General features: G+C 60.4%; 18 protein-coding genes. 4 read left to right on the top strand and 14 right to left on the bottom strand.

The window, feature by feature from the left end:
* Both PLZ73_07150 and PLZ73_07155 read left to right on the top strand, forming a co-directional pair.
* The coding region (locus PLZ73_07150; GenBank protein ID HOO77649.1) for a hypothetical protein at positions 1-372 on the top strand (372 nt) is incomplete at its 5' end.
* Between the two features lie 18 nt (positions 373-390).
* Complete coding sequence (locus PLZ73_07155) at positions 391-2,457, top strand: TIGR03663 family protein (protein HOO77650.1); 2,067 nt, start codon at positions 391-393, stop codon at positions 2,455-2,457.
* A gap of 25 nt (positions 2,458-2,482) precedes the next feature.
* Here the strand turns inward: PLZ73_07155 and PLZ73_07160 are convergent, their stop codons facing one another.
* From PLZ73_07160 to PLZ73_07190, 7 genes are all read right to left on the bottom strand, one after another.
* Positions 2,483-3,208: a glycosyltransferase family 2 protein gene (locus PLZ73_07160; GenBank protein HOO77651.1), complete on the bottom strand. Its 726-nt coding sequence runs from the start codon at positions 3,206-3,208 to the stop codon at positions 2,483-2,485.
* Positions 3,205-3,708: a peptide deformylase gene (gene def, locus PLZ73_07165; GenBank protein ID HOO77652.1), complete on the bottom strand. Its 504-nt coding sequence runs from the start codon at positions 3,706-3,708 to the stop codon at positions 3,205-3,207. The genes PLZ73_07160 and def overlap by 4 nt, the downstream gene beginning before the upstream one ends.
* Positions 3,705-4,514 (bottom strand): bifunctional hydroxymethylpyrimidine kinase/phosphomethylpyrimidine kinase, encoded by an 810-nt coding sequence (gene thiD, locus PLZ73_07170; protein ID HOO77653.1) that lies wholly within the window; start codon positions 4,512-4,514, stop codon positions 3,705-3,707. Before thiD ends, def begins: the two co-directional genes overlap by 4 nt.
* A gap of 154 nt (positions 4,515-4,668) precedes the next feature.
* On the bottom strand, positions 4,669-5,418 hold the full coding sequence (locus PLZ73_07175; GenBank protein HOO77654.1) for a DUF2284 domain-containing protein: 750 nt from the start codon (positions 5,416-5,418) through the stop codon (positions 4,669-4,671).
* Positions 5,419-5,426: 8 nt separating this feature from the next.
* Complete coding sequence (locus PLZ73_07180) at positions 5,427-6,458, bottom strand: hypothetical protein (GenBank protein HOO77655.1); 1,032 nt, start codon at positions 6,456-6,458, stop codon at positions 5,427-5,429.
* Positions 6,451-7,224 carry a UDP-2,3-diacylglucosamine diphosphatase gene (locus PLZ73_07185; GenBank protein HOO77656.1) on the bottom strand — a complete coding sequence of 258 codons (774 nt, stop codon included), beginning with the start codon at positions 7,222-7,224 and terminating at the stop codon, positions 6,451-6,453. The genes PLZ73_07180 and PLZ73_07185 overlap by 8 nt, the downstream gene beginning before the upstream one ends.
* 99 nt (positions 7,225-7,323) lie before the next feature.
* Positions 7,324-8,136 carry a phosphohydrolase gene (locus PLZ73_07190; GenBank protein ID HOO77657.1) on the bottom strand — a complete coding sequence of 271 codons (813 nt, stop codon included), beginning with the start codon at positions 8,134-8,136 and terminating at the stop codon, positions 7,324-7,326.
* A 201-nt stretch (positions 8,137-8,337) separates the two neighbouring features.
* Between PLZ73_07190 and PLZ73_07195 the strand changes: the two genes are divergently transcribed.
* On the top strand, positions 8,338-10,701 hold the full coding sequence (locus PLZ73_07195) for a VCBS repeat-containing protein (GenBank protein ID HOO77658.1): 2,364 nt from the start codon (positions 8,338-8,340) through the stop codon (positions 10,699-10,701).
* A 150-nt stretch (positions 10,702-10,851) separates the two neighbouring features.
* Positions 10,852-12,945: an elongation factor G gene (fusA, locus tag PLZ73_07200; GenBank protein ID HOO77659.1), complete on the top strand. Its 2,094-nt coding sequence runs from the start codon at positions 10,852-10,854 to the stop codon at positions 12,943-12,945.
* Between the two features lie 262 nt (positions 12,946-13,207).
* On the opposite strand, the gene PLZ73_07205 is transcribed toward fusA, so the two are convergent.
* The 7 genes from PLZ73_07205 to PLZ73_07235 all read right to left on the bottom strand — a co-directional run bounded on the left by PLZ73_07205 (position 13,208) and on the right by PLZ73_07235 (position 20,436).
* The gene (locus PLZ73_07205; protein ID HOO77660.1) at positions 13,208-14,236 is read right to left on the bottom strand and encodes a hypothetical protein; all 1,029 of its coding nucleotides are present in this window, start codon (positions 14,234-14,236) and stop codon (positions 13,208-13,210) included.
* The gene (locus tag PLZ73_07210) at positions 14,233-15,645 is read right to left on the bottom strand and encodes an ATP-binding protein (GenBank protein HOO77661.1); all 1,413 of its coding nucleotides are present in this window, start codon (positions 15,643-15,645) and stop codon (positions 14,233-14,235) included. Before PLZ73_07210 ends, PLZ73_07205 begins: the two co-directional genes overlap by 4 nt.
* 13 nt (positions 15,646-15,658) lie before the next feature.
* Positions 15,659-16,840 carry a DNA cytosine methyltransferase gene (locus PLZ73_07215; GenBank protein ID HOO77662.1) on the bottom strand — a complete coding sequence of 394 codons (1,182 nt, stop codon included), beginning with the start codon at positions 16,838-16,840 and terminating at the stop codon, positions 15,659-15,661.
* Positions 16,841-17,239 carry a very short patch repair endonuclease gene (locus tag PLZ73_07220; GenBank protein HOO77663.1) on the bottom strand — a complete coding sequence of 133 codons (399 nt, stop codon included), beginning with the start codon at positions 17,237-17,239 and terminating at the stop codon, positions 16,841-16,843.
* A gap of 73 nt (positions 17,240-17,312) precedes the next feature.
* Positions 17,313-17,558, bottom strand: a complete 246-nt coding sequence (locus PLZ73_07225) for an HNH endonuclease (protein ID HOO77664.1) — start codon at positions 17,556-17,558, stop codon at positions 17,313-17,315.
* The gene (locus PLZ73_07230) at positions 17,540-18,646 is read right to left on the bottom strand and encodes a hypothetical protein (GenBank protein HOO77665.1); all 1,107 of its coding nucleotides are present in this window, start codon (positions 18,644-18,646) and stop codon (positions 17,540-17,542) included. Before PLZ73_07230 ends, PLZ73_07225 begins: the two co-directional genes overlap by 19 nt.
* The gene (locus tag PLZ73_07235; protein HOO77666.1) at positions 18,646-20,436 is read right to left on the bottom strand and encodes a RuBisCO large subunit C-terminal-like domain-containing protein; all 1,791 of its coding nucleotides are present in this window, start codon (positions 20,434-20,436) and stop codon (positions 18,646-18,648) included. Before PLZ73_07235 ends, PLZ73_07230 begins: the two co-directional genes overlap by 1 nt.
* Positions 20,437-20,452 lie beyond the last annotated feature (16 nt).

The raw sequence follows: 20,452 nt of genomic DNA on the forward strand, positions 1-20,452 counted from the left end.
CCCTCCGAAACCCGGGACGACATCATGCGCGCCATCGACTTCGCCCTCTCCCTCAGGGCCGACTTCGTCCACATCACCATCCTCTGTCCCTTCCCCAACACCGAAATCTACGCGCGGGGCCTGAGCCAGGGGATTTTCCCCCGCGACTACTGGCGCGAGTTCGCCCGCGACCCCCGGCCCGGCTTCACCCCTCCGTTCTGGAACGAAAACTTCAGCGACGAAGAGCTCCAGGAACTGCTCCGGTACGCCTACCGGAAATTCTACACCCGGCCCTCCTACATCCTGAACAAACTCTCCGAGGTCAGATCCTGGGGCGAATTCCGGCGCAAGGCCCGGGCCGGGTTGAAAATATTCGGCATGAAATCCCGCTAACCCGACGGAAAGGAAGCCATGAGCAAGAAAAAACACCAGGGAGCCGTCGCCGGGGCGCCGGAGGCGACGCCGCCCTTCGCCTACCCGCGGCGGGCGCGGCGGATATTCTTTTTCATCTTCCTGGCCGCCTTCGCGCTGGGGACTTTCCTGCGCTTCTACGACCTGGAGCGCAAGCCGCTGCACCACGACGAGGGCGTCAACGCCTTCTTCCTGCTCAACCTGCAGAAGGATTTTCCCTCGGGCTGGAAGTACGACCCCGAAAACTACCACGGTCCCTTCCTGTTTCTGACCGACATCGTCCCCGTGGCCTTAAGCGACACCGCCTTCGCCATGCGCTTCAACGTCGCCCTCTTCGGTTCGCTCCTGGTCTGGCTGATCTGGCCGCTGCGCAAGCGGATCGGCTACGCCGCGGCCGCGGCCTTCGCCTTTCTGATCGCGACTTCGCCTTCGTTCCTCTTTTTCTCCCGGACCAATATCCACGAAATCTTCCTGGCGTTTTTCACCCTGGGGACGGTGACGGCGGCGGTCCGCTTCCAGGAAACCCGCCGGCCCGTCTTCATCTTCCTGGCCGCGGCCTGTTGGGCGGGAGTGGTCACGAACAAGGAAACCTACATCATGACCGCCGCCGCCTTCGTCGCGGCGCTGGCCTTCTGCTGGTATTATTTCTCCCGGCGACCCCGGCCCGGGGAGATCAAACCCCGGGAGGTCTTCCGTTCCCTGTGGATCTGGGTCGGGAAACATCCCTTCGCCGCCGCCGGGGCCGTCGCCCTCTTCCTCTTCCTGGTGGCGATCTACTACTCCTCGCTCTTCACCAACCTCAAGGGGACCACCTCCGACCTGATCAACTCGCTTCTGATCTGGCGCAAGACCGGGACCAAGGGAGCGGGCCACGAAAAACCCTGGCCCTATTTTCTCCAGCTTCTCTGGCGCTTCGAACTGCCCATCCTGGCCTTCGGCCTGGGCGGCGCCGTCTACGCCTTCGTCCGCCGGAACGTCTTCATGATCTTCACCGCGCTCTGGGCGGTCCTGCTGCTCCTGATCTACAGCTCCGTGCCTTACAAGACCCCCTGGCTGGCCCTGAACTTCATCCTCCCCCTGGCCGTCCTCGCCGGCGGCTTTTTCGAAAACGTCTACCGGGGCTGCGCCGGGAAACGGGGCGCCCTGACCGGGATCGCCGCGGGCTTTTTCGTCGTCAACGGGGCCTGGCTGGCGGGAAAATCGTGGAAGGTCAACTTCGTCGAATACGACGACGACCGGAACATGATCGTCTACTCCCAGACCCGCCGCGACGTTTACGATCTGCTCGAATCCCTCAACGCCTACGCCGCCGGGCAGCAGGGGCTCAACACCCAGATCAACATCATCACCGACGAGTATTGGCCCCTGAACTGGTATCTCCACAATTACGAACATACCGCCTACTGGGGCCGGGTCATCCCCGACCCCGACGCCCCCATCGTAATCGGCCGCGCCCGGACCCAGGCCGAACTGGAGAAAGCCCTCAAGGATACCTACCTGTCGGAGATGTACAGCCTGCGGCCCGGAGTCGATCTCATCCTCTACCTGCGGCAGCACAAGGGGAAAACCCCGGAAGAAGAGCTCAAGGGGGACCGGCCCCTCGATGAGGTCCCCGCCGACCTCGCCCCCGGTCTGGTGGCGAGCTACTACAACAAGATCAGTCCCGTCGGCGAACCGGTCCGGAGGACCGTGGAAAGCGACGTCTATTTCCGGCTCAACAACGACGAGGAAAAAGTCGAGCGCCTGGGCCTGAAGGCCCCCCTGAGCATCGTCTGGGAGGGCCTGATCCTGATCCCCTCGGACGGCACCTACTATTTCGCCACCGAGTCCGACGACGGATCCTGGGTCTTCGTGGACGACAAGCTGGTGGTCGACAACGGGGGCAACCACGGCAACCAGTACGTCTCCGGCGAAATCGAGCTCACCGCCGGGTACCACCGGTTCCGGGTCAAGTACTTCGACAGCGCCTGGGGGGCCTGGATGAAGCTGGTCTGGACTCCCCCCGGGGGCGCGGAGGCTCCCATTCCCGCCGACCGCCTGCTGCACTCGAAAGCTGAGGAGAGCTGACCCGGACCGGGTGCCGGGAGACGGATCAGGAATAACGGCCGGCCGCGGCGTTGATCCGGACCCGGAGAACGTCGCGGAACATCCGCAGGGAATCGCGGACCGGGCTGACGGTCGAGCCCTCGGCGTTGAGCCATTTCACCGGGACCTCGCGGATGCGGTAGCCGAGGCGACGCGCCAGGTACAGCATCTCCACGTCGAAGCTGAACCCGTCGATCCGGCAACGGGGGGCGATGGACGACATGGCGGCGCGGGTGAAGCATTTGAATCCGCACTGGGTGTCGGCTATCCCGCCGACGGCCACGGCTCGGACCAGCCCGTTGAAGACGCGGCCCATCACCCGGCGGTAGAAGGGCTGGCGGACGACCAGGTCGGAACCGGAAAGGTTGCGGGAGCCGATCACCACGTCGTACCCTTCCTCCAGGAACGGGAAAAATTTCTCCACTTCCTCGATCGGGGTCGAAAGGTCGGCGTCGGAGAAAAGAACGAATTCGCCGGAAGCCGCGGCGGCGCCTTCCCGGACCGTGTACCCCTTGCCCCGGTTGAGCTTGCGGTCGACCACGGTCAGGGGAAATCCGGGGGGGCGCCAGGCCTGGGCCGCGGCGGCGGTGGCGTCGGTACTGCCGTCGCTGACCACGATCACCTCCACGGAATAGTCGCGGCCGGAAAAATACCCGCGCAGGCGCTCCAGGGTGGGGACCAGGCGCGCCTCTTCGTTATAGGCGGGCACGACCACGGAGAGACGGACGCTCACAGGATCACCCCCTGTTCCAGTTTCCTGAGCTTGCCCGCGATCAGTTTACGGGAGAAGAACCCGGCCCGGTCGCTGATCAGCACCCCCTCCAGGTGGTCGGTCTCGTGCTGGATGATCCGCCCGAACAGACCGGAGCCCTCGATCTCCCGGCTCTCCCCCTCCAGACCCCGGTAGCGGATCCGGACGGTGCGGTCGCGCTCGATCTCCACGTAGATCCCGGGAAGGCTCATGCACCCTTCCTCCGCCGTTTCCCGGCCTTCGCCGCCCAGGATCTCGGGGTTGACGAAGACCTGGAAGCCGGCGCCGTCCTGGGCATCGAGCACGAATAACCGGCGGGAGTCCCCCACCTGGGTGGCGGCCAGGCCGACCGCCTGGCTGTAGTAGAGGGTGTCGCGCATCCGTTCGACCAGGGCGCGCAGATCGGAATCGAACCGTTCCACCTCCCGGGCCTTTTCCCGTAGGACCGGGTCCCCGTAAATCCTGATCGGAATCGCATTCATCTCGGTTCCTCCGCCGCCGCGGCGGCTTTCCATCCGACCGTGGCCGCGCCCGCGCCCGGGCGGCGGCGAAACCCGATCGCTCTACACATATACGCCTTGGCCTCCTCGGCGGCGGCGCGCGCCTCAAGGCCGCGGGCCAGGCCGGCGGCCAGGGCGGCGGAGAAAGTGCATCCGGTGCCGTGGAGCGGCTCCTCGGTCAGACGCGGCGAGCGCAGCCAGCAGGCCGACTTCCCGTCCCAGAAGAGGTCGTCGGCCGGCCCCGAACCGTGGCCGGCCTTGACTACGACGGCGGCGGCGCCGAAACCGGCTATGGCCCGGGCGGCGGCCAACATCTCCCCGGCGTCGGCCACCGGGAACCCCGCCAGGATCCGGGCTTCCTCGAGATTGGGAGTGACGACGCGGGCCAGGGGAAGCAGCTCCGAGATCAGCGTCCGCACGGCTTCCTTTTCCAGGAGCCGATCGCCGGAGGTGGCGACCATGACCGGATCCACCACCAGGTTGGGAAGCTTCAGGGAACGGATCCGCGCGGCCACCTCCCGGATGATGCCGGCGTTGGCCAGCATCCCGGTCTTGACCGCCGACGGGTGCATGTCCCGCGCCACCGCCTCGATCTGAGCGCCGACGAAATCCGGCTCCAGGCAGACCACCGCCTCGACCCCTCTCGTGTTCTGAGCGGTGACCGCGGTGACGGCGGTGGTCCCGAAAACTCCGAACGCCTCGAAGGTCTTGAGATCGGCCTGGATCCCGGCCCCGCCGCCGGAATCGGAACCGGCGATGGTGAGCGCGCTGTACACTTTCTCCGCCATGACCGCAGAAGAATAGGCCAAGGAAGGTGCTTTTTCAAAACAAAACCCTCCCTCCCCGGCAGGCCGGGCGAATACGGCGGGGCATTTCGGCGGAAACGGATAAAAACCGGGGGCACGTCCGCCCGCGGATTCGCGCGCCGGGGGACGTTTATTTTCAGCCGAGCAGGAACCCGCCGGTGTAGCGGACCGACTTCGTGTCCTGAGAGGGCAGGTTCCAGTCCCGGATCCAGCGGATCGGGCGGGGGCCGCCGCCGCAGACGGGGAACGCGCCGGCGGCCGAACAGAGCGCGTCGACCCAGAAACCGCAGGCCTCGAGGGCGAACAGCCGCCGGAGGGGCCGACGGCACTCCTCTCCCTCGGCGCACCCCCGCGGACAGACCCGGCACGGCCCGCTGGCGTAGGCGGCGAGGACGGCGAAACCTTCCCCGCGCAGGGCTTGCGCCGTCCGGGCGATGAAGGGATGGACCCGGTTCTGGGAGAGTTCGTCCTCGTCCGCTTCCAACTGGACGACGAGGAAACCGCGGGCGCGGGAGAGAAGCTCCCGCGTCGTTTCGACCGCGGGCGCGTAGGGCGGGCACCCCTTCCACCCCCTCAGGATACCGGGGCAGGAGGGAATCGTCCCCTCGGCCGTGCGGTAGGGGATGCGGCAGAACCGCTTCACCCGCTCGGCGACGACGGAGGACAGCGGAGGCATCAGCCCGGCCCGGAGAACGCCGGGGGCCAGCGCCGGGTCGGCGGCGTGCCGTCGCTCCAGGAGGGCGCCCAGTGCCTCGGCGCGGCGGTCGTAGAAATCCGCGAAGTCCGCGGTGGCTCCGGCGGCGGAGACGGGGGCGAGCCGCCGGGATTGCCGGATGTATTCCCGCGCCGTGCCGATTTCTCGTCCTCCGTTGTCGGCGACGGGCACGGGCGCCTCTAGAAACGGACCCCGGCGAAGCCGGTCACGGTGTTCATCCGGAAGTCGAACGCCTTGTCGAACTTTTCCCGCAGCTCCTCGATTTCGTCCGGGTCGCGGTCCAGGGCGTTGACCTCGCCGTCCGTACGGAAGTGCAGGTACGCCCCTCCGAAGAACAGATCGACCGCCTCCGAAACCGGGAACTCGATCCGGGCGCTGAGGCGGTAGGTGTCGAAGTCGATGTCGAGGTCCTTTTCGTGGCGGGTCTTGACGGGGAAATGCTCGGTGGAGCCGTTGTAGGAGAAAAAACCGTAGCGACCGGAGAGGACCAGGCGCACGCCGTCGGCGGGGCCGAGGGTAAGGTCGCCGCCGGCCCCGAGCACCGGAAGACCGATCCCGCCCCAGCCGTCGGTCTGGCCGCCGATCACGTACTCCACCGGGGGCTCCTCGTAGACGGTGGTCCCCCGGGGGGGGCCGTCGTCGAGATCGTACTTGCCGAAAATGCCGATCAGCCCCAGGTAGATCCAGGGAACGAGCGCCACCGATTCCGCGGGTTCGAAGGTGAAGGGGGTGAAAGCAAGATCGATCTCGACCAAACCGGAATCGAGCGAGGCCGTGAACTCGTCCCCTTCCGGAATCATCATGTGGTCGTAGCTCTTCCCCCGGTATTCGATGTCGTCGTCGATCCCGATGTAGTAATCGCGGTTGGCCACGGCATCGGCGTCGGTTCTGAAGTAGGAAGCCTCGAAACTGAGGGTGAAGTATTTCCATTCCTTCTCCACCGCGATGCCGAAGATGGGAACCCGGTCGTTGAGGCCGAGGTCGTCCAGGGAATACGTGGAACCCTCGCTCTCCCTTCCGATCAGCTCGTAGTACGGGCGGACGGTCTCGGTCACCTCTCCCTCCAGTTCGGAGACCATTCCGCCCCCGACCGAAATCAGCCAGCCCCGATCGATCCCGTCGTCGCGGCCCCAGCGAAAAACCCCGGTCCCGGCCCGGGCGGAAGCGGCCCAGCAGCCGGCGAGGGCGACGGCGAAAAGCAATCTATTCATCGGCGTTCTCCCGGTAGGTTTCCAACCGGTCCTCGCCGGGGAAAAATTCCAGGAGTTCGGGCCGGCCGTCCAGAAGCCGGATCAGCGTGTAGCGTTTGACCCAACAGCCGGTGTTGCCGTACGTCCCCTCCGGGAACGAGGACAGCTCCGGACAGTGGGTGTGCCCGAGAATAACCAGGTCGTCACCCTCCCGCAGATACTCCCGGGCGCGGACCCGGTAAGCGCCCAAAACCTCTTCGGTGGCCCGGGTAAGCTCGAACCGGCGGCTGCGGGCGGAGATAAACTCCCCCAACGGCACTCCGGCCGCCGGGGGGAGGAGCCGGTACAGCCGCTGGAGCGCCGGGTTGCGCAGGAGCCGATGGAGAAAACGGCTGCCCCGGTCCCCGGGCCGGATCCCGTCGCCGTGCCTGACCCTCACGTTCCTCCCCTGGAGCTTTCCCCGGAACTCCCGGTCGTGGACGGTGACGCCCACGGTCTCGCTGACGAACGGCCCCAGGGCGAAATCGTGGTTGCCCTGACAGTAGTGGACCTCAACCCCGGCCTCGACCAGAGAGCGGAGGGCGTGGAGAGGACGGAAATAGTCGGGCCGGACGGCGTAACGGTATTCGATCCAGAAATCGAAGAGGTCGCCGACGATGAAGATCCGGGAGGCTCCCCCGCCCCACTTTCTCAGAAAGGACTCGAGGGCGGCGCCCCGGCCCTCGCCCCCCTCGATGCCGATGCCCAGGTGGGCGTCCGAAACGAAATAAATCGGCTTTGACGGCACTGGTTCGTTCCCCGGCGTTGCCGATACCCGAAAACCGGACCATCCTGCCGGCCCGGCCTGTTATAACCATACCACAGATCGGACGGAAACGCAGGAGACCTACTTCAGGTAATAGAGCCGGGGGTTCTCCCCGATCCGCACGCTCAGTTCGATATAGGGCTTGATCGAACTCATGGCGATCTTCCCCATCAGAACCTCCTCCACCTGGAAGATCCCGGTGGCGTCGCGCATGTCGATGGCGATTTCCAGGGGTTTGGTCTCTCCCCGCTTGAGCTCGACGCTGGTCACGCTCAGGGCCGAATACGCGTGGATATCCCCCACGGTGGGATCGTGCTTGCGCTTCACCGCCGCCCGGGCGCGGCCGTACTCCATGTCGCAGCCGTCGGATACCAGCATGATCCCGGATTCGATCGAGTTGACCTTCATGTGGGCCATGTGACCCATGATGCATTCGAAGATATAGGAACGCAGGATGTAGACCTTTCCCTCGTCCGGATAAATATCCCGAAGCACTTCGAAGATGAACGGATCCCCGACGCGGGTGGAATTGATCTCGTGGTCCTGGCGCCCGATCGACATGCCCAGATCGTGAAGAAACGCCGAAACCGTCAGCACCACCTGGGCGTCCTCCACATCGCCCGAACCCTCCCTGACCACGGTGGGGTCGACCCCGGACTCGGCCAGAATGCCCACGATCTTGAGGGCGTTGAGGGTGGCGATCTTGGCGTGAACCCGGCCGTGGTCGTTGAACCCGTAGCGCTCGACCGAAACCACGTTGCAAAACCCCATCAGCCGCTCCAGCGCCTTCAGCGAGAGCAGGCGCTCCAGAGCGCGGCGGGCCTTCCCTTCCGATTTCTCCAACAGTTCGACGTCGAGCTTCTTCTCGAACTCGCTCTTCGCGTATTCCGCCATTCTAACCTCCTGAGTCCGTCCGCCGGGACGATCGTGCTCCCGGGCCCGTTCTTCTCCGTTCGATCATAGTATATCCGGGGAGACTCGGCGGCGCGGGAAAAATTTGCCGGGACGGGGCACGGGTTTTCTGCTTTTTGACATTATGGAGGGAAAATGGTAATATTTAAATCAGTCCATTCAATCCTTAACGGAGGCTCTTTCATGCAAAAGTCTTGGTGGGCAGCAGCGGCGGCAACGGTCCTGATTCTCGCGCCCGGGGAATCCGGGGCGGCCGGCTACGTTCCCGACTACTCCACCTACCTGGGCGGCGGCCTCAACGATACCGGCGGCGATATAGCCGTCGAAGACGGTTCCGTCTATGTCTGCGGAATGAGCGCGTCCGCCGATTTCCCCACCGTCGCACCCTACCAGGCGGGACTGCCCGGGTTCATCAACGCCGTCATCTCCCGTTTCGATTCGGACGGGAACCTGGTCTTTTCCTCCTACCTGGGAGGCTCGACCATCGACGCCGGTATCGGGGTCGCCGTCGATGAAGGGGCGGTCTGCTTGGTCGGCTATACGATGTCGTTCGATTTCCCCACCGTCGACCCCTGCCAAGCGAACCTGGAGGGTTTTCTGGACGCTTTCGTGGCTCGTTTCGACTCCGGGGGCGACCTGATCTTTTCTTCCTACCTGGGAGGGTCCGACGAAGAGCAAGCGTTCGGTGTCGCCGCCTCCGGCGGCGACATCTACATCGCCGGATTCACCACCTCCACCGACTTCCCCGTCGTCGGAGCATGGCAGCCCGCTCTGGCCGGGGGAACCGACGCCTTCGTCGCCCGGTTCCAATTCAACCCTTCCAGCAGTCTGGCCTATTCCTCCTACCTGGGAGGGACGGGAGACGACAACGCCGAGGGTATCGCGGTGGATGGAGGCGTGCTTGGAGTAGGCGGCTACACCGATTCCCTCGATTTTCCCACCAGCGACCCGCTGCAGGGCGCCCTGGCGGGAGGCTGGGACGGATTCGTTTCCGCTATCGACTTAAACCCCTCGGGCAGCCTGGTTTTTTCGTCGTACCTGGGCGGGAGCGAAGACGATTACGTCTTCAGGATCGCCGCCGATAACGAAACCCTCTACCTGAGCGGATCGACGGATTCGACCGATTTTCCCACCGTCAACCCATTTCAGGCCTTCCTGGGCGGCAATGCCGACGGCTTCGCCGGAGCCATCGCGCTCAACCCCTCGGCCGCCCTGATATTCTCCTCCTATCTGGGCGGCTCCGGCGACGACGACGCCACGGGGCTGGCCGTCGAAGACGGAGACATCATTCTGACCGGAGACACCGATTCCCAGGATTTTCCCACTGCCCATCCGTTCCAGCCGGGAACGGCCGGTGGCTTCGACGCCTTCGCCGCCCGCCTGGCTCTCTCCCCCGCCACGGCCTTGGTCTTTTCGTCATACCTGGGGGGAAGCGGGGACGACAGCGCCATGGGTGCCGCCGCCGAAGACGGCATCATCTATCTGGGGGGCTGGACCGAATCCACCGACTTCCCGACCGTCAACCCCTTCCAAGCCGCGGCGGCGGGAGGGGCCGATTTCTTCGTCTCCCGTCTGGTACCGGCCCCACCGACCCCGACCCCGACCGCCAGCACCGCACCCACCTGTTCCCCCAGCGCGACGCCGACGGCCGCGCCCTCCTTCTCTCCCACCCCCTTCCTCCCCTCACCCCCCACCCCCTCCCCGACCCCATACTCCTCGCCGACGCCCGCCGGGCCTCAGCCCACACCTTCCGCGGCACCGGCCACTCCTCCCTTCCTGGTTCTGGGCGCCGGCGATTATTCCGGCAACGGCCGGAGCGACATCGCCGTTTTCCGCCCCGCCACCGGGGCATGGAAAGTGCGCGGCCTGGGCACCACCTACTTCGGCGGCGGCACCGACATCCCGGTTCCCGGAGATTACGACGGCGACGGGGTCACCGACGTCGCCGTCTTCCGCCCTTCCCGCGGTCTATGGTGGGCCAAGGGAGTCACTCGGCTTTATTTCAACCTCGGAGACATCGGTCCCGATACCCGACCCGTTCCGGCGGATTACGACGGAGACGGCAGAACCGATCCCGGAATCTTCACCGCCGGAGCGGCTCTCTGGGCGGTCAAGGGCGTCAGCCGATTCCACTTCGGCGCGGCCGGCGACCTGCCCGTGCCCGGAGATTACGACGGAGACCTGGCCGCCGACGTTGCAGTCTGGCGCCCCGCCACCGGCCTCTGGGCGGTCCGGGGGATAACCAGAAAATTCTACGGGGTCGACGGAGACATCCCCGTCCCCGGCACTTACACCTGGTACGGGGGCGGGGGCGGCCCCTTCCGAACCGAATTCGCGGTCTTCCGACCTTCCCGGGGAGTCTGGCTGATCAGCGGCGGTCCCAAATACTACTTCGGCGTGACCGGCGACCGTCCTCTTCCCGGTAAATACGTCGGGGGCGAACACGACACCCTCGGCATCTTCCGGCCCCCGACCGGGCTTTGGGCCTTGCGAAGCATGACCAAGGTCTTCTACGGCCTTTCCGGAGACGATCCGGTTACCCGGTAAGCCCGCGGCGCCGCCCGGGGAGGTTCGTCTCCGGGCGGCGCGCCGGCGGAAACCCGAAATTTCCTTGCATTTCGGGCCGATCCGTCTATCCTGTTGCGCCCCTGTCCCCGTTTCGACGAGCCGGACGGGGCCAACACGCGGAGCAATGCGATGACCAGAGAAATACCAATCGAAAAAGTCCGAAACATCGGGGTCATGGCCCACATCGACGCCGGGAAAACCACGGTGACGGAACGCATCCTTTTCTTCACCGGCCGCAGCCATAAGATCGGAGAGGTACACGACGGCGAAGCGACCATGGACTGGATGGTTCAGGAACAGGAACGCGGGATCACCATCACCTCGGCGGCCACCACCGCCTTCTGGAAAGGCCATAGAATCAACATCATCGATACCCCGGGCCACGTCGACTTCACCGCGGAAGTCGAGCGTTCGCTCCGGGTCCTGGACGGGACCGTCGCTCTCTTCTGCGCGGTGGGCGGCGTCCAGCCCCAGTCGGAGACGGTATGGCGCCAGGCCGAGAAATACATGGTCCCGCGTATCGCCTTCATCAACAAGATGGACCGGATCGGGGCCGATTTCGACGGCGTGGTGAAGGAAATCGAGGTGACCCTGGGGGCCAACCCGGTTCCGATCGTGATCCCGATCGGGGCGGGCGCGGAATTCGAAGGCGTCGTCGATCTGATCGAGATGAAGGCGATTTTCTACGACGAGGCGCCCGTCGGGGCGCGGATCCGGGAAGAAGCCGTTCCGGCCGAGCTCAGGGAAAGAGCGGAAGCCGCCCGGGAGTTTTTAGTCGAACGGGTCAGCGAACAGGACGACGCCCTCATGGAGAAATACGTGGGGGGACAGGAACCCTCCCGGGACGAACTGACGGCGGCCCTGCGCGGGGCCGTCATCCGCGGGGAGGTCATCCCGGTCCTCTGCGGCGCCGCGTTCAAGAATAAGGGCGTCCGCCGGCTGCTCGACGCCATCGTCGATCTTCTCCCCTCCCCCCTCGACCTGCCCCCGGCCATCGGCACCCGCAAGGAGGAGAACAAGGAGATCATCCGCCACCCTTCCGAGGACGCCCCGCTGGCCGCCCTGGCCTTCAAGATCATGGCCGACCGGCACCTGGGGAAACTGACCTACCTGAGGGTCTACTCGGGGGTGCTCGCCAACGGGTCGTTCGTCTTCAACTCCAACCTGGAAACCAGGCAGCGGGTGGGGCGGATATTCCTCATGCACGCCAACAAGCAGCAGGCGGTCGACAATTTGAGAGCCGGCGAGGTGGGGGCGGTGGTCGGCCTGGCCGAGACCAGGACCGGAGACACCGTCTGCGACGAGGCGCACCCCATCATCCTGGAAAATATCGATTTCCCCGCCCCGGTGATCGGGGTGGCCGTGGCCCCCGCCAGCCGGGCGGACCGGGATCGCCTGGCGGCGGCCCTGAGCCGCCTGGCCGACGAAGACCCCACCTTCACCGTCCGCACCGAAGAGGAGACGGGCGAAGTGATCATCTCGGGCATGGGCGAACTGCACCTCGAGGTCATCGTCGATCGGCTCAAGCGCGAATTCAACGTCGCGGTCGAAGTCGGGCAACCCCAGGTCGCCTACCGGGAGACGATCCTGGGGGATATCGAGCACCGTTACCGCCACGTCAAGCAGACCGGAGGCCACGGCCAGTTCGCCGACATCATCTTCCGGATCGAGCCGGGCCAACCCGGCGAAGGCTTCCAGTTCTTCAACGAAATCCGGGGGGGGAACATACCCCGGGAATACATTCCTTCGATCGAACGCGGGGTGGTCGACGCCATGGCCCAGGGACCCTACGCCGGATTTCCCATGGTCGACATCGTTTATACCGTCCTGGACGGATCGGCCCACGAAGTCGACTCCTCGGACATGGCCTTCCGCACCTGCGCCGCAGTCGGCTTCAAGGAAGCCTGCCGCAAGGCGGGCCTGCAGCTTCTGGAACCGATGATGAGCGTGGAGATCGTCACCCCCGAAGAATATATCGGCCCCCTGACCGGGAGCATCTGTTCCAAGCGGGGAAAGGTAACGAGCCTGATCCACAAGGCCACGCACTGCGTCCTCGCGGGCCAGGTGCCCCTGGCCAACATGTTCGGCTATTCCTCGGAACTGCGCACCATCACCAGCGGCCGCGGCGATTTTTCCATGCATTTCGAACACTACGCCGCCGTGCCCTTCTCCCTGGCGGAGGAGATCGTGGAACGACGGCGCCGGGAAGAGAAAATTCCCTGAAGCGGCGGCCGCGAGGGGGCCCGGCGGAAAAAAACCGGCTCCCCGGGGGAGGGAACCGGTCGTGGAGCTTTGTCCCTCGATCTCAAACTTACTTTGACAACGAAAATGCGCCTACCGGAACATACGATTCGTGAAGTGTGGTTTACTTCACGACCGCGTGCGAGTATCGAGCCGCTCAGCACGGGCGCGCAATAACCAGTGTCCTTTACCGTGCTGGCATATCATCACCGCTTTCCAGACCATAAGTACTCACTCGCTGAGTCTACGGCACCATCCTCGCGAAGTAAGGGTAGAGACGAGAGTACCGCTCGTAGTTGCTCATCTTGGCGATACTAACTTCCTCCGAGTCATCACCCTCAGTTAGATACCCTAGAGCGGTAACACATACTGTCCCGTCTCCCGTTTCGGTCGGCAGAATTTCTTCGAGCTTCAGACGCTCCTTCGTGCTCAGCACCGGAACATCGATCTCATCGATCAAGCCCGAAGCAGTCACATAGAGGGGGCTCGTAGCCTTAAAGTGACCAAGCAACGCATCTCGGTTATTCTCCGGACAGAACACCCCTGTTATGCTTAACATAATTGTACCATCCGAGTACTTTGCCACCTGTAGCGGAAGAAAAGTCTTCGGCTTACTGCAAGCGCTCTCCAGAACCGATAGCACCATATGACTGAGCAACCATGGGAAGTTCTCCTCTTTGAAGTTCTCCCATGTGAACAGGTCATGGTCATAGGATACTTCTGCGACTGTCATGGCCTTCAGGTAATCATCTCGAAACTCATTGAAATCTTTCTTCTTGTAGGACGGAAGTATCTGCTGATGGCGCCGAAGCTTGACCTCCCTATATACCGGGGTCTCCGCCATGAGCGTTACCCGCAGCACACTCCATTCAAGAGCCTGACGTGCGATACCGGACACTTCTGTCAACTCTTGTCGCCCAGCATCAACGTAATCCACCCACACAATCGTTGGTTTTTCGCTGGGAAACAGCGTTGACAGGAATTCCTCAAACCGACAGGACAGAAGTTTCACTTTTTTTGAACACTGGTGGAATTTCTGTCGCCTGTACGTCTCACCATCACTCTCAACCGACACCATGTCAAGGTTCGGGAACACGTTGCTCAGCAACCTGAAGTCTTCAAGAAACGGACCTCCAAACCCGATATACAAATGCTCTTTCAAGCTATGTGTGAGTTCAAACGTACGCAGCAACTCGACCAAGACCAAGCGATCAATAGCCTTGTTGGATCGCAAATGATATGCTGGATGTTTTGGTTTTCTGAGCCAGGTCATTCCCTCGCCTCCTCAAGGATCACGTCAAAGCACCTCGCCCCAACATTGGATGGATTTCTGTCGGGGCTATCAAAGATGTACTGTGAAACACGACGCACATCCCTGACAGCACGGGTAAAGACTATTCGCTCCGTCGTCTTCTTCTTGTCCGGTCGCGGTAACACAGGTTTGTACTGTTTGCCTTTCACGGCACCGCGCGTCGCAGTCATGTGCAATTTCAATGCTCGAGTTCGAATCTCGTCAAGCGTCGCTTTGTGTGTTGATCTCATCTCACATCGAGACTTGGCAACGAGATCCTTACCTTTCCATTGGTTAGTGTACTGAGTGAACATCTTTGTTCCCTCAATCATCTTGTCACGCACCTGCAGGTAAAGAGGAGATGAGGCCTCGATCCCTCTTTTGGTTGTCGTCATAGGCAAGAGATTCGCGTCATCCGCACTGAATATGACAATCCCCGATATCGCAATGAATTGCATGTGGTATTGCGGCACTCCCGAAACTCCCCACCCAGTCAAAGGCGTCTTGTCACAGTAAACTACAGTTCGGTCGTTGCAGATCACAGTCCACCCGGCCTCTGCAGAAGAATACCGCTCCTTGTAGTTCTCAAGGCCTTCGTCTGCCTCCTCTCGGCTGGGGATCGGGCTCGTGAAACCCACAACAAGGAACACATCAACCCCATCGTGTTTCCCTTCGTAGATAAAGGGCATTATCGGGTGCTTCGATCTCACCGCTTCCTCCGCGAATAGCAGGCTTATGCTCCTAGGAGTTACCGCCTTTCCGTTGATACGGACTTCAAACCCCTTGCCAATGATGTACGCATAGTGCGTCGCTACGGCCTCACGAAACGCTCTCTCAAAGGCTCCGGATTCGAATTCCGTACGCACGGATGAGTAAATACTTCTGATTTCAAGTGTGGTACCAAGAGTTTCTGCTGGCTTGATCGCGACTACGGGAATCAACCAGTCATCCTCTTTTGATATCCACTGCGGTGATAGCCGCAAACGGTAAGAACCGTCCTTCGCATGTGTTCTGATTGTGCAGTCCGCTCCCATCTTGAAGATGGCGCGCTTCATCCCAATTCCATACGTACCGATGGTTTTTTTCCCCTTGTCTATGTCCGCTTTAATCCGTCCCATGCGAAAGGCGTAGTCATGGTATCTCACCGGTATCCCCCCACAGTTGTCTTCAATCCTGAAGCGCGTCCCGTCAAACTCAATACTTGCCCAATATCCCTCGTATGGGAGACGCCTAGAAAGTTGCCGTTTCGTTTCAGCCCGCTGAATACCATCTACACAGTTATCCAGCAGATCCAGGATCGCATCCTGAAGCTCGATGTCCCTTGTTAGCATATGTACGAAAAACGACTTGACCGGATTGGCCGGAATGTGTGGGATCTTCCTAAGATGCATCTGAGTAACCTCCTTATTCAATAAACTCCTTCATGCGACTAAGTACGCTTTCTGCCAGAATCGGGCTGATGCTATTCCCGATCTGTCTAAAGCTGTGCCACTTCGTCGAGTCGAACTGGAACCAGTCGGGGAAGCCCTGCAACCGGGCCGCTTCCCGGGGAGTAATGACGCGCGGCTCTGTGGGGTGAATTGGCCGAAGGGCTTGGTAGCTTCCATGCTCCGGGTCTGAGCCCGATCTTAGAGTCGGACAGAACCCCTTCCGTGCCAAACGCACAGCTCGCGAAGGCCCGTCAATGGCTCCCTCCGCCAGCTTGGCGAATCTCTCCAGAACGGTTTTCGTATGCCGTGTACCAAGACAGCCTGAAACGCGGTTCTCGTCTTGCAAGCGCCTAATCGCCTCCAGATCGCCAACACCCTCTGGTATCTTGTCGCGAATCCTTTCCCAAAACGGGCCGCTGTTGTGAGGCGTTACTGTGCGCCAACTCTGGGCTTCTTGCTGCCACTCAGGACTGATCTTCTGGCGAAGACCTAGAAGTGCCGTCCCAACGTTGACTTTCGCGACGTTGGCAGGGGGCGCAAAACAATCCTTCGTCAACCCGTTCGCACGCCCCACAACAATACCAATAAAGAACACTCGTTCTCGACTTGTTGCCGCGCCGAAATCCGATGCTTTGAGAATAATAGGACCGAGGTTTATGTAGTTAGCCACTCTGGCCAACGCATTCGCGCGAACTTCGTCGAATTGAGAGTCCCGTATGCCTAGCACGTTCTCAGCAATGTAAAACGTGGGTTGAAGCTCCGCCACCAACCGAAAGAAGTGGTCGAACAGGTTGTTGCGCGCGTCATTTGGTTTGCGGCGACCGATTCGACTAAAACCCTGGCATGGCGGTCCACCGATAACCCCATCAATTCCGTTGATGTCGATTTGGGCCTTCTCAATAAGTTCTGCGCCTGTGAGTTCAGCAATGTTTGCATCAACGTATTCGTATTTAGGGAAGTTCTTCTTGAAAGCGGATTTGGCTTGGGCATTGTTATCCACGGCTGCGGCAATCTGGAAGCCTGCGCGCGCTGCACCGAGAGTCAACCCTCCCACACCGCAGAACAAGTCAATGACCGTCGGCATACCTTCTGTTCCCTTCGCCGTTTTTCTGTTACCCGTGAAGCTCAGATCCGTCTCTATTCTTAACTGTATCAATCACAGGCACTCCTCAAATCCATCTTCTGAAAGAATCGCTAGCCTTCCCCCTCTGCGAATCCAAGTGGCTATTCTCTTCACATCTCGGCCTTCACCAAACGCTGGGGTGCGCCTCCGAACGGCGCATTCCCAAATCACGAGAACACGCCAGCCCATATCTAGCAGTTTGCCTCGCACGCACAAATCTCGCAATCTGTTGCGTTTAATCTTCTTATTCCAAAACTGCTGATTGCTCTTTGCCTTCGGCCTTCGACCACATTCATGCCCATGCCAGTAGCATCCGTGGACGAACACAACAGTCTTATGCCCGGCTAGAACAATGTCAGGTCGGCCCGGTAGATTCCTGGCGTGTAACCGATACCTAAAGCCTTCTCCAAACAGCGTCCTACGCACCTCCATTTCCGGGCCTGTGTTTTTCCCCGATTCGCAGCCATGATCTTGTGCCGAGTCTCAGCATTTACTCGGTCCACCATCAAGACTTCCCTGCCCTTTTGTCCCGTTGATGCACTTTGTTATGACAAACGATGCACAATGTCTTCAGGTTCCCTTCAATATTTACGCTGCCCTTCACGTGATGCTCGATGTGATGCAACTCCAAGTGTCGCGGATCGAACGGGTTCCATTCGTCGTGCGCCCACGCGCAAAACCGGCACTTGTCCCCGTCGCGCCGAAGCAACGGAAGCAAGCCGAACACACAGTTCAATCGCTTGTCCGACATAGAGATGTGGGGCGACCGCAACCTGCAATCTCACCAACCGCCTGACCGACAACAGCGTATGTGTCATAGCTCGGTATCCGGAGCATTGGACCGGTGAAAGACGCACAAAGAAGAGGTACTCGTTCGCGTAGATGTGCAGACCCCAAATCTCCTCCGCCAATCTTCACACCATGGTCAGCCACTACGAACACCCAATCGCCAGAACGAAGAAAATCCAAGAATGACTGTAGAAAAGCGTCAAACCGCTCAAGGGTTCGCCAGCACGCCGATGCATCTCCCATGTGGGCATAACGGTCAAAATCCTCCAGATTGACCATGATAAATGCCTCGTCCTCCGCCGCTGTAACCTCTGCATTCAACAGCTCAAAGCACTGCTCGTCTCGCTCAGTTCGTACTGCCATATTCGCTGGCAAGGATAGGATTTCCTGCACCTTGCCGTTGACTATCCGTCTCCATCCAAGCGGCACGAATTTCTGCAGCAGAGACTCTCCATCGATCATCTGAAAGAAGTCACGCCGTAGTTCTTCAACCGGTTCTCCGCCACGCAACGGTCTTGCAAGCACCTTCTTCACGCATAACTCCGCTGATGCATCCAACATGCAGCGGAGTGCCTGTGCGACTTTATATAGACACTCACGGGGCACGACAATTTCATCTGCACTCACGACCACAGTGCTGTCGAGCCCCCTATAGAGCATTATTGCCCCAGTTTGCAAATGTTCGAGCCACAACTCCGGGAGAACATCCCTGCCCCTTCCCTGTTTGTTGCCAATCAACTTAACTCCACAATTATTGCCAAGCTTCATCAGAACATCACGCGGTAGCGGTTCCGAGGGTATAGGGTGAGGTTGTTTAGTTATCCATCCGAACATCTCGCGATGTCCTTCCTCCGATCCCACCGCGACTGACGCTTGTCTCATCACATGTCCACGACCCGTGACCGCAGCATCCAATCCCATATTAAAAAGGACTGGAAGAACGGAGATTTTGCGGCCGTACTGTTCGCACAGAGTCCCTAGGGTGCTGGTCTCACCGCCGTCAGGAGCAACTCCAAAACCATCTACAACGATCACAAAAACGCGCGACATCAGGATTCAAATTTTCTGATTCGCAGGTTAACGAATTCAACAACTTTCCGCCAAAGACTGGCGATTGAAACTTTGCTGCCAAGCGAGAGTTCTCCTTCATACTGAAGAAGAAGAGGAATGATCGGTATAGTTACCTTTAGCTTGTCCGTAACAGAAATATCAGACTTCAGCACAGTGGAAGTAACGGAGACCCGTTCTGCGACCTTAGGCAAAATGGCTGAAGATTTTATGGTGTCACAGAGCGTCGCTAACACCTCTCTGGATTCTTCAAGCAGCGCTTTCATCTCCTCTGTTTCAGGCTCATGGTCCATCGCTGAGACGAATGACTCGACAACAACATCCCGGGCCGTTCTCGCCTCTGATACCGCCTCTGTAGCAGCGATCTTCCCTGCCATCTGAAGTTGTTCGTATTCCATGACAGACGCGACGACTCTGCCCCGTATCTCTAGGATATCTTCCTCAAGCCGCTGGATGCTTTTGGGTCGGTCCTCGACTCTCAGGGTATCTTCAGTGCGTTTGAGAAGGACGAAGTCCTTGCGTAGATTATCCCGAATATCTTCCAGCCTCTGTTTCTCTACCGGTATCCCGTTAGCCACTGTTTCGTCCTTCCTCTCTTCACAGGATCTGGGAACGCCGACGATTCTCCTCACATCGGTCAGAATATCCTTTGGGGCCGATGCCTCGGAGACAGCGCCAAGAATATGCACCAATGCTGTCACGCTCGAACGTATCCGCTCTGGGTCCGAAAGCAACCCGCGTCCCATTTGAATCATCACGTCCGCACCAAATGTCTCAACGTTCTGAAATATTTCTTCGAGGAAAATACTTCCCGAAGAAACAGCGAAGCATGGTCTGAGACCATACTGATCGCCCTGTAGCTTTTCGATTTCCTCCTTCAATATTGCTTGCTCATACGGAAAATCCTGGGTGAACGGCCCTGTGTAGACAGCATCTCCACCTGCAAGTCGCGAAAGTAGGGCAATTACCTGCTCCGCTAGGTAGTGCGTGCTCTTGCGCGTCAATACACCCCGGCCGATGTTGTTCACAACGAATGCTGTCTGACCATCACACGTATCGATCACATGCCTGACAGCCGAAAAACCCATCGCGATACAGTTGAGGGTAAAACCACAAACGCCATGGCGCTGTCCATCCTCGACCAAGCGCAAGGATGTCTCCACATCTGCGGTTGCATTCATGAAGTAGCCCAACTTGCGCCCCGTTTTCTCTTGGGCTGCAGTAACTACGGTTTCAATGGCCTGTGCGCGTTGTCCAAATGGACTACAACTTGGGGACACGAGCAACTCGTCGTCAATCACGTAGTCAACACCACCCTCCAATGCTCTTTGCACTGTTGGGAGAATATCAGATAGACTCATGCGCAACCGCGGTTTCAGGATGAGCCCCAGAAGCGGCCGTTGGGAAACACCAAGAAGCTTCCTAATCCCTGATACACCATACCTTGGCCCCTTGTATTCATCGAGGCAAACTTTGGGCAATGCCAGATCCACCACGGCAAATCGCTTCAGCGCTGAAAAGACAGAGCAATAGCACACACTCCCTAGGAGCATGGCGAGACCCGTACCAAGTCCAGCAGAACAAGGCGGCAGGGACAAAAGCACTTCAAGCTCGTTCTTGGATTGATCAATCTCACGAACATCGAGAATCTCTGGGTCTTCGTGAAATTCACAAGGCTCATCGGTACGTCGCAGCGGAATCGTTCCGGTGCTGCCTAGATCCATCGCAGCGAGGAGTTGCTTCAGCCCCTTCTCACGGTTTTCTAGGATCATGTGAAGTGTTACAGTT

The organism is bacterium (assembly GCA_035380285.1).
GTDB lineage: Bacteria > Auribacterota > Erginobacteria > Erginobacterales > DAOSXE01 > DAOSXE01.

What these genes read in the sequence shown, in the direction of transcription:
- PLZ73_07155 (HOO77650.1), top strand. Translation starts at nt 391, where the DNA reads ATGAGCAAGAAAAAACACCAGGGAGCCGTCGCCGGGGCGCCGGAGGCG.
- def (HOO77652.1), bottom strand. Translation starts at nt 3,708, where the DNA reads ATGAATGCGATTCCGATCAGGATTTACGGGGACCCGGTCCTACGGGAA.
- thiD (HOO77653.1), bottom strand. Translation starts at nt 4,514, where the DNA reads ATGGCGGAGAAAGTGTACAGCGCGCTCACCATCGCCGGTTCCGATTCC.
- PLZ73_07180 (HOO77655.1), bottom strand. Translation starts at nt 6,458, where the DNA reads ATGAATAGATTGCTTTTCGCCGTCGCCCTCGCCGGCTGCTGGGCCGCT.
- PLZ73_07190 (HOO77657.1), bottom strand. Translation starts at nt 8,136, where the DNA reads ATGGCGGAATACGCGAAGAGCGAGTTCGAGAAGAAGCTCGACGTCGAA.
- PLZ73_07195 (HOO77658.1), top strand. Translation starts at nt 8,338, where the DNA reads ATGCAAAAGTCTTGGTGGGCAGCAGCGGCGGCAACGGTCCTGATTCTC.
- fusA (HOO77659.1), top strand. Translation starts at nt 10,852, where the DNA reads ATGACCAGAGAAATACCAATCGAAAAAGTCCGAAACATCGGGGTCATG.
- PLZ73_07205 (HOO77660.1), bottom strand. Translation starts at nt 14,236, where the DNA reads ATGACCTGGCTCAGAAAACCAAAACATCCAGCATATCATTTGCGATCC.
- PLZ73_07210 (HOO77661.1), bottom strand. Translation starts at nt 15,645, where the DNA reads ATGCATCTTAGGAAGATCCCACACATTCCGGCCAATCCGGTCAAGTCG.
- PLZ73_07220 (HOO77663.1), bottom strand. Translation starts at nt 17,239, where the DNA reads ATGGAGGTGCGTAGGACGCTGTTTGGAGAAGGCTTTAGGTATCGGTTA.
- PLZ73_07225 (HOO77664.1), bottom strand. Translation starts at nt 17,558, where the DNA reads ATGTCGGACAAGCGATTGAACTGTGTGTTCGGCTTGCTTCCGTTGCTT.
- PLZ73_07230 (HOO77665.1), bottom strand. Translation starts at nt 18,646, where the DNA reads ATGTCGCGCGTTTTTGTGATCGTTGTAGATGGTTTTGGAGTTGCTCCT.
- PLZ73_07235 (HOO77666.1), bottom strand. Translation starts at nt 20,436, where the DNA reads ATGATCCTAGAAAACCGTGAGAAGGGGCTGAAGCAACTCCTCGCTGCG.